Here is a 12,288-nt window from a genome sequence, read left to right on the forward strand (position 1 = left end):
TCGCGGGGCGTCGCCTGTGTTTGGCGGCGCCTCGTTTTTGTGTTGCAGGGAGGGAAGGCATGAACGCCACGGTTGTGATTCCAACATATTGGGCGGGCGATGATGCCCATGCAAACGCTCCCGGTGTCTATGACCACTCGACGAATCTCAACGCCGCCAATCCCGAGCTCGATCACTGTCTTGCTTCGCTCGAGCAGGTACGCGATATTCCGCGAATCATTCTTTTGGTGGTCTGTCCCATCTCGGCCACGGCGGATGTGTCGAAGCGCGTACGCGAAATCGTCGAGGCGCACCCTACGCTCAAAGTTACCGTAGTCACCAATACCCAGGCATCGCGTATCGCCGACCGCGTAGCGCAGATTGCGCCCAAGGGTTCGGGAGAATGCGTGAGCCTGCGCGGCTATGGCGCCATCCGCAATATGGGACTTGCCTGTGCCGCCGTGCTGGGTCATGATGCCGTCATCTTTTTGGATGACGACGAGACTGTCATCGATGCCGACTTTATGAAACGCGCGACTTACGCGTTGGGGCAGCAGACGCGTCAGGGCCTGCCAATCTTGGTTAAGAGCGGCTACTTTTACGATCGAGACGGATCGCCGCTGGCCCCCACGGACAAGGTGGGCATCTGCCACCGTTGGTGGACCAAGCGTATTGAGTTCAATCGCTGGATGAAAAAGGCGCTCTCGGGCACCCGTATTTCGCGTTCAAACTATGTGTGCGGCGGCCTTATGGCCCTCCATGCCCGCGCCTTTACCCGCGTGGCATTTGACCCGTTTATCACTCGTGGCGAGGACCTGGACTACCTCTTTAATATGCGCATGTTTGGCTACGACGTATGGTTTGATAACGAGTGGACCGTGCGCCATCTGCCGCCCGAGTCCGAGAAACGCTCGCCGCGCTTTATGCAGGACGTGTACCGTTGGTACTACGAACGTGCCAAGCTAACGTTTGCCGCGCACCAGAAAGAGCTCGTTCCCGTTACAGCCGCGTCTCTCATGCCCTATCCGGGCCCGTGGATTTCGCGCGAGCTTGACGATCGCGTGCGTAAGACTGCCATGGTCCGCAGCATGTTTACCCGCGAGCACGAGGGATACCTACGCATTTGGCGCCACGGTATTGACGAGGCCAGGACCTACGCACGCCAAAACGCCGCAAGCTACCTGCGTTTCCAGAGCTTCTGGCCCAAGATTATGGATGGGCTCTGGCGTGACGCCCAGCTGACCAGCATCCTGGAGGGGACTGAATGATCGACCGCCGCGCCCAGCGCGATAGTTCAATGTCAATCTTTCGCATCATTGCCGTATCCTGCGCCATTTGTGTGCTGGTGTACTTTGTTTTTGCCCTGGCGACTGGAATCGAGCCAATCGCGACCGTGGTCGCCTGTACGCTGCTATGCATCTTCCTGTGTATCTTTATCTTTTTGACGCTCAATCCCGATTCGGTTCGCTCGCAGTACACCGAGGAGACGCTCTCGGTGGCCTCGGCCATGCTCGAGGACATTAAAGGCGGTCTGACGCAGGAGTCAGCACGTCTGGTGTGCCAGCGCATTTTGCCCGAGACACGCGCCATGACAGTTGCCGTTACCGACGAGAGCAACGTACTGGCCTGCGCGGGCGAGTTTGAGGAAAAGCTGCTGCCCAATTCTCCCATTCATACGCTCGCCACGCGCTACGTCATCGAACACGGTATCGTCCAGTCGTTCAACCGCGTGGTGGACGTGGTGGGTTCGGATGGCTCACACAACCAGGTCCCCGCTGGCATCATCGCACCCATCAAGGTGGGCGACCGCACCGTCGGCACGCTCAAGTTCTATTACAAGACCCCGCGTGCCGTCGACCGTACCCAGTATGCGCTCGCCTCGGGTTTTGCCGAAATCCTGTCCACGCAGCTCGCCATTCACGAGCTCGAGGTGCAAAAGGAGCTCACGGCCCGTGCCGAGGTGCGTGCCCTGCAGGCGCAGATTAACCCGCACTTCCTGTTCAACACGCTCAACACCATCGCATCGTTTACGCGTACCGACCCGCTGCGCGCCCGCGAGCTGCTGCGCGAGTTCTCCTCGTTCTATCGCGCAACGCTCGACAATTCGGGTTCGCTCATTCCCGTGTCGCGCGAGGTCGCACAGACCAAGCGCTACCTGACGTTTGAGAAGGCGCGCTTTGGCGAGGATCGCGTGCTGGCGACCTTTGACGTGTCCGAGGACGTCGAGGACACGCTGGTTCCGGCATTTGTGATCCAACCGATTGTCGAGAACGCCGTGCGTCACGGCATGGGTGATGCCAGTGCGCTGAAGATTGACGTGACGGTGCGCAGGGATGGTGACGATGCGATTTTGATTTCGGTGGCCGATGACGGTGTGGGCATGGACGAGGGCATCGCTGCCAGACTGTTTGACGAGCGCTCTGCCCGCCCCGACGCCAGCTCCCCGCAGGGTGGCGGCGCCGGCGTTGCCATGCACAATATTTCGGAGCGCATTCATCGCTTTTATGGGCCGCACTCCTATACGCGCGTCGAATCGGCGCCGGGTAAGGGCGCTAAAGTGCTCCTACATCTCGATTTGTCGGAGAGCATCTTCGACATTCAAGAGTAGAATAATTGGTCACGGGCTTAACGCCGGTTGGCGTATGCCCGACGTAGTTAGTTGACGAAAGGTTTTATCCCCATGCTGCGTGCGATGATTGTGGATGATGAGGCCCCGGCCCGTTCGGAACTTCGCTTCTTGCTCGAGCAGACGGGCAAGATCGGCACGATCACAGAAGCGTCGAGCGTTCGCTCCGCCATCGAGATGCTTATGGAGAGTCGCGTTGATGTCGTGTTCCTCGATATTTCGATGCCTGGCGCTTCGGGTCTGCAACTTGCCGAGGCGCTGCATAAGCTTAAGAATCCGCCGGCGATCGTGTTTGTGACCGCGTACAGCGATCATGCGGTTGAGGCGTTTGATGTGGATGCCGTCGACTATCTGATGAAGCCGGTAGAGGAAGCCCGCCTGGATCGTGCAATCGAGAAGGTCATGCAGCGCACGAAGCCCGTTGCGGACAGCAAGGTGACCATCGAGCGCATCCCGGTGGAGAAGGGCGGCCGCAAGGTGCTCATCCCCGTGGACGACATTCGCTTCATTATGGCCAAGGACGATTACTCCTGTATCTATACCGTCGATGACCGTTTTTTGTCGACGACCTCGCTGGCACAGTTCGAGGCCAAGCTCTGTGATTTTGGCTTCTTCCGCGTTCACCGCCGCTATATCGTTAACTTGGCGTGTGTTACCGACGTCGAGACGGTTCCCTCGGGCGCTATCCAGCTGGGCATTACGGGCGTCGACGAACGCGTACCGGTTTCGCGCCGTCGCGTCGTACCGCTCAAGAAGGCCCTGAGCCTCTAGCACACCGGCCCCGCAGCCCTGTAGACCAAAATCGTCTGCGGAGCCGCGGGGCTTTTTGTATGAACGCACCAAATCGTTTTGCGGAAGGGATCCCATGAACAGTGCAAGCGCCAAGCGTATCGACATCATCTCGGACACCCACGGTTATCTGTCGCCCGCGCTTTTAGATGAGTTGAGCGGCGCGGACCTGATTATCCATGCCGGCGATCTTACGTCGGAGATGGACTACGAACATCTGCGAACCATTGCCCCCGTGCGAGCGGTTCTGGGCAATAACGACTACTACCGTGATTACGGCCCCGAAGTGGACTGTCTGGCGCTCTTTAGCTACGAGGGCCTTAAGTTTGCCGTAGCTCACTACCGCGAGGACCTCCCGGTGGGATCCGTGGACGTAGCCATCAACGGTCACACTCACGTAACCAAAGAGGCCCAGGTGGGCCGCTGCTTGGTCCTCAACCCAGGCAGCGCCAGCTACCCCAGGGGCACCCGGGGCCCCACCATGGCCAGAATGCTCGTCAAGGACGGCAAGGTCTTAAGCGTCAAGTTTATTGACTTAGACTAACCGCAACAAAAACGGGGGATGCACAATGCATCCCCCGTTTCCATTTGAGCCAAAGGCCGAGCTTCAACAAGAACAATCAGACCAACCCCGCCGAGGAGCACGCGGGCTAGCCGCGCAGCGGCGCACGCCCGCAAAACTGGTTGAACATAGTGACGGCAGGGAGGGTCTCCGGGGCCGGCTGGCGCGGGTTAAGTTTGTCGCGAGTTCCGCACGCAAAGGAAAGCACTTAATGTGCTTTCCGTCTTGCGCAGGACTGTAGAGCAGCAAACTTAACCCGCGCCAGCCGGCCCCGGAGACCCTCCCGGAGGGACCCAAAAAATATTTTCAAAAAAGTTGTTGCGCGGCGAACAGACTTCTGTGTATACTAATCCCCGCAGCGCACGCGAGCGGAAACAAACGCGAACGACTGCCTGGGGAGTTAGCTCAGTTTGGTTAGAGCGCCGGCCTGTCACGTCGGAGGTCGCGGGTTCGAGCCCCGTACTTCCCGCCAACGCAATTAAAGCCACGTCTTCGGACGTGGCTTTTTGCGTTTAATAGGACAACCGCTCGGCCGTCCCTTTCATTCAGCTCCTTGTTTCCGAGATGCGGAAAAGAATTAAGTACATCGGTTTAAACAGGGGGGTTTGTTGCGCAACACTCGTTCAATGAAACAGGGGGTTAGGTTATACTAAAATCCACTGTTGGCCTAATCTGATGCAATTTGCTTTGGATTCGACCTTCAGCGGACATCTAATTCACTATTTGGCTGTCCCGGCGGTTATTTAGCGTCTCGACGTAAGCTCGGCCCCGGAGCCCGTTCGAGCTGTTCGTATTCCTTGAAAGGGGAAACATGGACATATCGAGGAAGACTGATTATGCCCTCCGCATGCTTGCGATGCTTGCCGAGGAGCCGGAGCGGTTGCTTTCTGTTCGCACTGCTGCCGAAGAGGTCAATGTTCCGTATTCGTTTGCCCGCTCGATCCAACACGGTTTGGTTCAGGCCGGTATTGTGGAGAGCCTGCGTGGCGTCCACGGCGGTATGCGTCTTAAGGTCAACCCGAGCGAGGTCACTATCCGTCAGGTCGTCGAGGCCGTTCAGGGCCCTATGGTTATGAATGATTGCACGGCACTCGATGGCGACTGTGCACGCAGGGGCACGTGCTGCTATCATCCCCTGTGGGCTGGGGCCCAGGCGCTGATGCGTGACTACCTCGATTCCGTTTCGCTGGACGATGTCGTCGCTCGCCGCCAGTTCCCCGCCGTCGATCCCAAGTTCGCCGACCGCGACGCCTTTCCCGAGTATGCCGTTTGCGCGTGTGCTTGCCGGGAGGAGTAGCGCCGCATAAGGAGCATAGCTATGATTCAGGACCCCTTTCGTTCGATGATTCGTTCGGAAGGGGTTCTGCGTTATCGCGACCTTCCGTGGCGCCGCACACGCGACCCGTACATCATCTGGCTTTCCGAGGTCATGCTGCAGCAGACGCAGGTTCCACGCGTAGAGATGCGCATGCCGGCATGGCTCGACCGCTTTCCGACCGTGCATTCTCTCGCCCAGGCCGCTCCTTCTGATGTTTTGGACGCTTGGCAGGGCATGGGCTACAACCGCCGTGCTTTGGCGCTCCATAAGGCTGCGCAGCGACTCGTGGAGGACTGGGATGGGGAGTTTCCGCGTGATACACGCGACCTGGTCGCGCTGCCCGGTATTGGGCCCGCAACGGCGCAGGGCATTCGGTCGTTTGCGTTTGATCTTCCGGGAGTGTACCTGGAGACCAATGTGCGCACGGTCTTTCTGCATTACTTTTTTCCTGACGTTCCGTCTGTTCCCGATCGCGAGCTGGTGCCGTTGATCCAGGCGGCCTGCCCGGCGGCGCCCGGTGCGGCGGCGGATGAGGTCGCTCCCTTTGCCGTGCCGCTCGACGATGCCGATACGCCGCGCGCGTGGTATTACGCGCTGCTGGATTACGGCGCGTATCTCAAAAAGACGCTGCCCAATCCGTCTAGGCGCTCGGCGGGTTATAGCCGCCAGTCCAAATTTGAGGGCTCGCGTCGGCAAAAGCGTGCCCATATCGTGCGCATGCTGCTTGCAGCTCGCGACGGACAGCCGGCGGGCATAACGCTTGTTGAAGCTGTTGCAGGCGTTAACAAGATGGAGGCCGCAGCGGGTCGCGAACCGGTTGGTTGCGATTTTATTGCGGGCATTCTTGCCGACCTGGAGCGCGAAGGCTTTTGTCGTGCCGAAGGCGAGCGCTGGCTGAGTGTGTGATGACGCGAATTTGCAGAACAGGATAGTAAGGTTTAGACTCTCGGCATGAGGGTATCCTAAAGGCAATGCCGCTCAAAGTCTATGGGCGGCGCGTATTGAAGGGAAGTACACCTATGGATTTTGAGAATTCTCAAACCAAGAAGAACCTCGAGACCGCTTTTGCCGGTGAGTCCCAGGCGCACACCAAGTATCGTTACTATGCATCCAAGGCCAAAAAGGACGGCTACGTTCAGATTTCGAATATCTTTGCAGAGACGGCGGGCAACGAGTCCGAGCATGCCAAGCTGTGGTTTAAGTACCTGCACGACGGTGCTGTTCCGGATACGCTCGACAACCTGCGCGATGCCGCCGCGGGCGAGAACTACGAGTGGACCACGATGTATGATGAGTTCGCCAAGACCGCCGAAGAGGAGGGTTTTGCCGAGATCGCCGCGAAGTTCCGTGGCGTTGGCGCTGTCGAGAAGGCTCACGAGGAGCGCTATAACAAGCTCGTCGAGCGCATTGAATCGGGCGAGGTGTTTGAGCGCGAGGGCGTAAAGGTGTGGAAGTGCCTGAACTGCGGGCACCTGCATGTTGGTGCCAAGGCGCCCGAGGTGTGCCCGGTTTGCAACCATCCCAAGGCGTACTTTGAGGAGCAGGTGGTGAACTACTAGCGCGTGGCGCTGGCTGCTGCGGAGCGCAGGGCGGGGAATACCTTTGCCTCTCGCTCACGGCTCCGCAGGGTCGCGCGAGGCAAAGGCATGCGCCGCGGTTCTGACGGCGCGGGCTTGCCAACGAGTTTTGGCTAATAGATTAGTTTGTGTGCCGCCCCTTTTGGGGCGGCACGTTTTGTTTGGGGTCCCTGTCTTCACAATTTCCGTCAAGCTTTTGGTTAGGTTTTGGTCGGATGGCGCAAGGGCGAGAGGGCAAAAGATTGCTGGCGAAAAAAGCTCAAAGAAAGTGCTGGTAGGGGAGTTGTTGAACTTTTCGACAGTTTTCTGACAAAAGAATCTTTGCGGCTATTGCCGCGGATTTCATTGCCGCGGCCGCGATGGTGCGGGATGCTGGGCGCAAGCATCGAATGCTCCTATTGAGGAGGCCAACATGGATCTGTTTCTTGAGACCCCGCAGCAACAAGCCGAGCGCATGCTGCGCCAACAGCAGCGGCTTATGGAGATGCAAATGCAAGGGGCAGCCGTCCAGCCTCCTGCGCAAAACGCCGCGCCCGCGGTATCGCCTGCGGGTGAGGTGGACCCAGGAGCCTATTCCGTACAGCAAGATTCATATGCGCAGGAGCTTGCGTTCGACAAGCGTCGTGCGCGTCGCCGTCGCTGGGCCCAGCGCCTGCGTACGCTGGCGATGATCGTGCTGATCCCGTTGGGACTCGCGGCAATCTTCTTGGCCTCATATGCCCTCACGTGCATTCTCAACGGCGCCTCGCCCAGCGAAGTGCTCCAACATTTAACAGCTCTCGGCCAGCGCCTGGGCGATGTCGTAACAACCATCCGCGCCGGCTGGGAGAGTTAGCGTTTGTCACATTAGGACTTCTAGGGTGCAGGGATTATCGCCACGAGTAGAATTCTTGCATCCTGTGGGTCCTGTCGTGCGACTGAATAGTATTATTGATGATAATTAATAATAGGATTTGCTATGCATAAGCAGGATTTAGAGCAGACTCTTTTGGGTATTGACGAAGAGGCGGAGCTGGAAATAGGTCCAAGAGACGATAGACCGAGCGTTGTATTGGTGGGAGGGAGCGCCTTCATGCTTAACGATGTGACGAATCGGTCGGTTACACATGACATTGATGTGTTTGAGGCAGACAGGTGCCTCCGCGAGATCATAGCTCGATATTCCGAGGTGAATGGTATGGCGGCGGCATATTGTAATCAGATGCCATTCAATTACGAAGATCGTTTGATTCCCTTGGATATTGGGGCGCGTTTTATCAGGTACTTTACGCCATCCTTGGAAGACCTAGCGGTAATGAAGCTCTATGCCTACCGTCCGAACGACATCGTCGATCTTCATAGCCAGGCATTCGTCGACCGACTTGATTGGGGACTGCTCGAACGGCTTATATTCGACGAGGGCGAGGCGCTGGCGTCGTCGCCTTCGGCGCGGAGTTATCAAGAGATGGTCTGCGCATACAGGCAATACAAAAAGGAGGTGCTCGGTTGAATCTGACCTTTGAGGGATTCTTAAAAGGCTATTGCCGAGAGCTATCCGGACAGCAGTCGCTCAGTTTTAGAAAATTGGTTAAGCAGGCGACGACGGTTGCGCCGCGCGTGGCGGAGCCCCTGTTTTTGCTCGCTTTGGCGCAGGGTAAAGCCGAATACGTTCTGGGCTTATCCGAGGGTTCGTGGATGGAAGAGGGTTACCGAGGCGTTTTGTCCTTGTACGCCCAAACGGGTAGCCTGGCATCTCTATGCGCCGAGGACAAACTCCCTAATCGTTATGCCAACGTTTGGCGTGCGTATAGAGCGGTGAAGGAAAAGCCAGTGGCGGACAGAAGGATCAACGCTCTGATGCGAAAAAGAACGTTGGGAGCGCTAGAGGAATCGGGCGTAACGCGCTACGGTCTCTGCCGCGATTTGAATCTGAATAAGGGAAACGTGTACGCATACTTAGCCGGCGATGACTCAAAGGTGAGCAGGGAGACGGCGCGCCGCATTATGGAATATGCGGAGGAGAGGGGCGCCCAAGAAGGGGCCGGGCGCCCGGTGCGTGTGGCGGGGTAAGATTGATTGCGGTTTTGTTTGATGATTGATTGGGTTTGTTGGGCGGAGTCTATGTCTGCTGTTGATATTGTGCTGGTCGTGATCGCCTTGGTAGCGGTAGGAGTGGCTGTGGCTTGCGCCCTGCAGCTCAAGGGCCTTCGCGCCGAGCTGCGAGAGCGCAGCGATGGCGGTGCGGAGGCGCTGGCGGCACTCGAGCAGGCCAACAACGCGCTCGATGCCCTGAACGTCGCGCTGGCAGAAACCCGCCGCACGGCCAATGCCATCGCGCAGCAGCAGACGACAGATGCGGCCGTGGAGCAGCAACGTTACCTGAACATCGCACGCGAGTTTTCGCAAGCTGGTGACCGGATGGATGACCTGCGCCGCGAGACGGCCCAACAACTCGGTGCCAACCGCGAGGGCATCGAGCACCGCCTGGACAAGGTGCGCGAGACGGTCGATGCCCAGCTGGGTGCTATCCGCAAAGATAACAACGTGCAACTCGATCAGATGCGCGCGACGGTGGACGAGAAGCTCTCCCGCACGCTCAACGATCGCCTGTCGGCATCGTTTAAGCAGGTGAGCGACCAGCTCGAGGCCGTGTACAAGGGCCTGGGCGACATGCAGTCCATCGCCACCGGCGTGGGCGACCTTAAGCGCGTGCTGGGCAACGTAAAGGCGCGTGGCATTTTGGGCGAGGTGCAGCTGGGTGCAATCCTGGCGGACATCCTCACGCCCGACCAGTATCTGGAAAACGTCGCCACCAAGCCCGGCGCCTCGGAGCGCGTTGAGTTTGCCGTCAAGCTGCCAGTAGACGAGGACGATCCCGTGCTGCTGCCGATCGACTCCAAATTCCCGGGCGATGCGTACGAGCATCTGCTCGACGCCCAGGAGTCGGGTGACGCTGAGGCCGTCGCCGCTGCGCGTAAGACGCTCGATGCCATGGTCAAGCGCGAGGCCAAGGACATCTGCGAAAAGTACCTGAGTGTGCCGGCAACGACCAACTTTGGCATTATGTTCGTGCCGTTTGAGGGGCTGTACGCCGAGGTTGTCAGTCGTCCGGGACTTATCGAGACCCTGGGCCGCGACTATCACGTCAACGTTGCCGGTCCCAGCACCATGGCGGCTATCCTTAACAGTCTACAGATGAGCTACCAGACGTTTAGGCTGCAAAAACGCACCGATGACGTGCTGCGCGTGCTTTCTGCCGTCAAGGCCGAGCTGCCGCGCTATCAGGCGGCGCTGCGCCGCGCCCAGCAGCAAATCGAGACCGCGGGAAAGACGGTCGAGGGCATCATCACCACGCGCACCAACGTCATGGAGCGCAAGCTCAAGGACATCGACGCGCTGGAAGACGCCGACCAAGCTGATGTGATCTTGGGACTCACGCCCGCGGGCCTTCTCACAGACCAAGAAGACGAGGAATAATTACAACAAGACGGTGGGGCGCCGGCGCAAACGCGGGCACCCCGCTGCTTTTCGCATCGTGCTTGCCTGAAGTGCGCTTTATTATGCAACAATGACGTTTAGCCCCGCCAGATGTGAAAGGAAGCCCATGTCACAGAGAAGCACCAGTCCGCTCAAACGCTCAACCGTGCGCCGCACGCTACAGCGTTTTTGGGACGTCACGCGCACGCAGCCGCTGATCGTCTTTCTTTCGGTGCTCTCGTCGGCGGGCTACATCTTTTTGCTCACGTTTGCCAACACCTACGTGATGGCGCTTATCGTCGACCGCGTCCAGGCCGGCCCCGTGGCGGGCGACCGGGTGTTTGAGGTCTTTGGCCCCTACATTCTGGCGCTCGTGCTCGTTAACCTAGTGGGCCAAATCCTCTCCAAGCTGCAGGACTACACCGTCTACAAGCTCGAGATTGCGGGCAACTATCACTTGGCGCGCCTGTGCTTCGACACGCTCTCCAATCAATCCATGACATTCCACACCAGCCGTTTTGGCGGATCGCTTGTGAGCCAGACGAGCCGTTTTATGAGCGGCTACACGGGGCTGGTGGACGTGACGGTGTATTCGCTCATTCCCACTATCACCTCGGTTGTCTGCACGGTGGCGGCGCTCGCTCCGGTGGTGCCGACGTTTACCGTGATCCTGGTGGGCATTATGGTCGTCTACATTGCGTTTGTCTGGCTCATGTATAAGCGCATCATGCCGCTTTCGGCCGCGACGTCCGCCGCGCAGAACAAGCTGTCGGGCGTGCTTTCCGACGCGGTCACGAACATCCTGGCCGTCAAGACCTGCGGACGCGAAGACTTTGAGCGCGACCTGTTCGATGCTGCCGACCGCGCCGCGCGCGACGCCGAAACGGTTTCGATGCACGCCATGATGCAGCGCAACTTTACAACCTCGGGCCTTATCGTCATCACCATGGCCGTGGTGAGCGTGTTCGTCGCGGGCGGCAACGCGTGGTTTGGCATCTCGGCCGGCGCGCTCGTCATGATCTTTACCTATACGTACAACCTCACCATGCGTCTGAACTACGTAAGCTCCATGATGCAGCGCATCAACCGCGCGCTGGGCGATGCGGCCGAGATGACGCGCGTGCTGGACGAGCCGCGTCTGGTGGCAGACGACGAGAACGCTCCCGAGCTCAAGGTGGGCGAGGGCGCGATTGATTTTGAGCACCTGAGCTTTGCATACCGCGACGCCGCGGCGGGCGAGAGCGTGTTCGACGACCTGACACTTCATGTGGCGGCGGGTCAGCGCGTGGGCCTGGTGGGCAAATCGGGCTCGGGCAAGACGACGCTCACCAAACTGTTGTTGCGCCTGGACGACGTACAGGGCGGTCGCGTACTCGTGGACGGTCAGGATGTCTCGCGCTGCACGCAGCAGAGCCTGCGCCGCCAGGTCGCCTACGTGCCGCAGGAGGCGCTGCTGTTTCACCGCTCCATTCGCGAGAACATCGCCTACGGCCGCCCCGATGCCACCGACGAACAGATCCGCGAGGCGGCCCGCTTGGCCAATGCCCTGGAGTTTATCGACCGCCTGCCCCGGGGCTTTGACACCATGGTGGGCGAGCGCGGCGTTAAGCTTTCGGGCGGTCAGCGCCAGCGCGTGGCCATCGCCCGTGCCATCCTCACCGACGCGCCGATTCTGGTGCTCGACGAGGCGACCTCTGCCCTGGATAGCGAGTCCGAGGCACTGGTGCAGGAGGCGCTTGAGAACCTGATGCGCGGCCGCACCTCCATTGTGGTGGCACATCGCCTGTCCACCGTGGCGGCGCTCGACCGCATCGTGGTGCTGGCGGACGGCGAGATTGTCGAGGACGGTACGCATGCGCAGCTTGTCGAGGCAGGCGGCGAGTATGCGAGCTTGTGGGGCCGCCAGACCGGCGCATTTTTGGAGGCGTAAAGACCCCATACGTGGGACAATCGTGCCCATAGGTTTGTTATGTCGCTGAGC

Annotated in this window: 13 protein-coding genes and 1 tRNA gene; 13 read left to right on the plus strand and 1 reads right to left on the minus strand. The window is 59.1% G+C overall.

From position 1 onward, the window contains the following. The first annotated feature begins 59 nt into the window (after positions 1–59). The 8 genes from ACTQ1S_RS05145 to rbr all read left to right on the plus strand — a co-directional run bounded on the left by ACTQ1S_RS05145 (position 60) and on the right by rbr (position 6,833). On the plus strand, positions 60–1,247 hold the full coding sequence (locus ACTQ1S_RS05145; RefSeq protein WP_441067357.1) for a glycosyltransferase: 1,188 nt from the start codon (positions 60–62) through the stop codon (positions 1,245–1,247). Beyond that, positions 1,244–2,587 carry a histidine kinase gene (locus ACTQ1S_RS05150; RefSeq protein WP_427794496.1) on the plus strand — a complete coding sequence of 448 codons (1,344 nt, stop codon included), beginning with the start codon at positions 1,244–1,246 and terminating at the stop codon, positions 2,585–2,587. Before ACTQ1S_RS05145 ends, ACTQ1S_RS05150 begins: the two co-directional genes overlap by 4 nt. 72 nt (positions 2,588–2,659) lie before the next feature. Continuing rightward, complete coding sequence (locus tag ACTQ1S_RS05155) at positions 2,660–3,376, plus strand: LytR/AlgR family response regulator transcription factor (RefSeq protein WP_154518646.1); 717 nt, start codon at positions 2,660–2,662, stop codon at positions 3,374–3,376. Positions 3,377–3,470: 94 nt separating this feature from the next. Next, on the plus strand, positions 3,471–3,938 hold the full coding sequence (locus ACTQ1S_RS05160; protein WP_441547223.1) for a metallophosphoesterase family protein: 468 nt from the start codon (positions 3,471–3,473) through the stop codon (positions 3,936–3,938). A 412-nt stretch (positions 3,939–4,350) separates the two neighbouring features. Further along, positions 4,351–4,428, plus strand: a tRNA-Asp gene (locus ACTQ1S_RS05165). Positions 4,429–4,767: 339 nt separating this feature from the next. Next, positions 4,768–5,253, plus strand: a complete 486-nt coding sequence (locus ACTQ1S_RS05170; RefSeq protein ID WP_154518481.1) for an RrF2 family transcriptional regulator — start codon at positions 4,768–4,770, stop codon at positions 5,251–5,253. A 21-nt stretch (positions 5,254–5,274) separates the two neighbouring features. Then, the gene (locus ACTQ1S_RS05175; RefSeq protein ID WP_441055842.1) at positions 5,275–6,180 is read left to right on the plus strand and encodes an adenine glycosylase; all 906 of its coding nucleotides are present in this window, start codon (positions 5,275–5,277) and stop codon (positions 6,178–6,180) included. 113 nt (positions 6,181–6,293) lie between these two features. Then, complete coding sequence (gene rbr, locus ACTQ1S_RS05180) at positions 6,294–6,833, plus strand: rubrerythrin (RefSeq protein WP_154518486.1); 540 nt, start codon at positions 6,294–6,296, stop codon at positions 6,831–6,833. 218 nt (positions 6,834–7,051) lie between these two features. Here the strand turns inward: rbr and ACTQ1S_RS05185 are convergent, their stop codons facing one another. Then, positions 7,052–7,237, minus strand: coding sequence for a hypothetical protein (locus ACTQ1S_RS05185; protein ID WP_154518490.1), 186 nt, complete (start codon positions 7,235–7,237; stop codon positions 7,052–7,054). 26 nt (positions 7,238–7,263) lie between these two features. Here ACTQ1S_RS05185 and ACTQ1S_RS05190 point away from each other — a divergent pair, with 26 nt between their 5' ends. The 5 genes from ACTQ1S_RS05190 (at position 7,264) to ACTQ1S_RS05210 (ending at position 12,237) form a co-directional block, all read left to right on the plus strand. After that, positions 7,264–7,686, plus strand: coding sequence for a hypothetical protein (locus ACTQ1S_RS05190; protein WP_441015560.1), 423 nt, complete (start codon positions 7,264–7,266; stop codon positions 7,684–7,686). A gap of 123 nt (positions 7,687–7,809) precedes the next feature. Continuing rightward, on the plus strand, positions 7,810–8,340 hold the full coding sequence (locus ACTQ1S_RS05195) for a DUF6036 family nucleotidyltransferase (RefSeq protein WP_441547224.1): 531 nt from the start codon (positions 7,810–7,812) through the stop codon (positions 8,338–8,340). Then, the gene (locus tag ACTQ1S_RS05200) at positions 8,337–8,900 is read left to right on the plus strand and encodes a hypothetical protein (protein ID WP_390448572.1); all 564 of its coding nucleotides are present in this window, start codon (positions 8,337–8,339) and stop codon (positions 8,898–8,900) included. The genes ACTQ1S_RS05195 and ACTQ1S_RS05200 overlap by 4 nt, the downstream gene beginning before the upstream one ends. A 51-nt stretch (positions 8,901–8,951) precedes the next feature. Next, positions 8,952–10,307 (plus strand): DNA recombination protein RmuC, encoded by a 1,356-nt coding sequence (locus ACTQ1S_RS05205; RefSeq protein WP_441064175.1) that lies wholly within the window; start codon positions 8,952–8,954, stop codon positions 10,305–10,307. Between the two features lie 127 nt (positions 10,308–10,434). Beyond that, positions 10,435–12,237: an ABC transporter ATP-binding protein gene (locus tag ACTQ1S_RS05210; RefSeq protein ID WP_441064177.1), complete on the plus strand. Its 1,803-nt coding sequence runs from the start codon at positions 10,435–10,437 to the stop codon at positions 12,235–12,237. Positions 12,238–12,288: the final 51 nt, after the last annotated feature.

The organism is Collinsella sp. LCP21S3_D3 (genome assembly GCF_052118305.1).
Lineage (GTDB): Bacteria > Actinomycetota > Coriobacteriia > Coriobacteriales > Coriobacteriaceae > Collinsella.

Bases quoted from the DNA above. Each gene is read 5' to 3' on its own strand.
- ACTQ1S_RS05145 (WP_441067357.1), top strand. From the start codon at position 60: ATGAACGCCACGGTTGTGATTCCAACATATTGGGCGGGCGATGATGCC.
- ACTQ1S_RS05150 (WP_427794496.1), top strand. From the start codon at position 1,244: ATGATCGACCGCCGCGCCCAGCGCGATAGTTCAATGTCAATCTTTCGC.
- ACTQ1S_RS05155 (WP_154518646.1), top strand. From the start codon at position 2,660: ATGCTGCGTGCGATGATTGTGGATGATGAGGCCCCGGCCCGTTCGGAA.
- ACTQ1S_RS05160 (WP_441547223.1), top strand. From the start codon at position 3,471: ATGAACAGTGCAAGCGCCAAGCGTATCGACATCATCTCGGACACCCAC.
- ACTQ1S_RS05170 (WP_154518481.1), top strand. From the start codon at position 4,768: ATGGACATATCGAGGAAGACTGATTATGCCCTCCGCATGCTTGCGATG.
- ACTQ1S_RS05175 (WP_441055842.1), top strand. From the start codon at position 5,275: ATGATTCAGGACCCCTTTCGTTCGATGATTCGTTCGGAAGGGGTTCTG.
- rbr (WP_154518486.1), top strand. From the start codon at position 6,294: ATGGATTTTGAGAATTCTCAAACCAAGAAGAACCTCGAGACCGCTTTT.
- ACTQ1S_RS05185 (WP_154518490.1), bottom strand. From the start codon at position 7,237: ATGCTTGCGCCCAGCATCCCGCACCATCGCGGCCGCGGCAATGAAATC.
- ACTQ1S_RS05190 (WP_441015560.1), top strand. From the start codon at position 7,264: ATGGATCTGTTTCTTGAGACCCCGCAGCAACAAGCCGAGCGCATGCTG.
- ACTQ1S_RS05195 (WP_441547224.1), top strand. From the start codon at position 7,810: ATGCATAAGCAGGATTTAGAGCAGACTCTTTTGGGTATTGACGAAGAG.
- ACTQ1S_RS05205 (WP_441064175.1), top strand. From the start codon at position 8,952: ATGTCTGCTGTTGATATTGTGCTGGTCGTGATCGCCTTGGTAGCGGTA.
- ACTQ1S_RS05210 (WP_441064177.1), top strand. From the start codon at position 10,435: ATGTCACAGAGAAGCACCAGTCCGCTCAAACGCTCAACCGTGCGCCGC.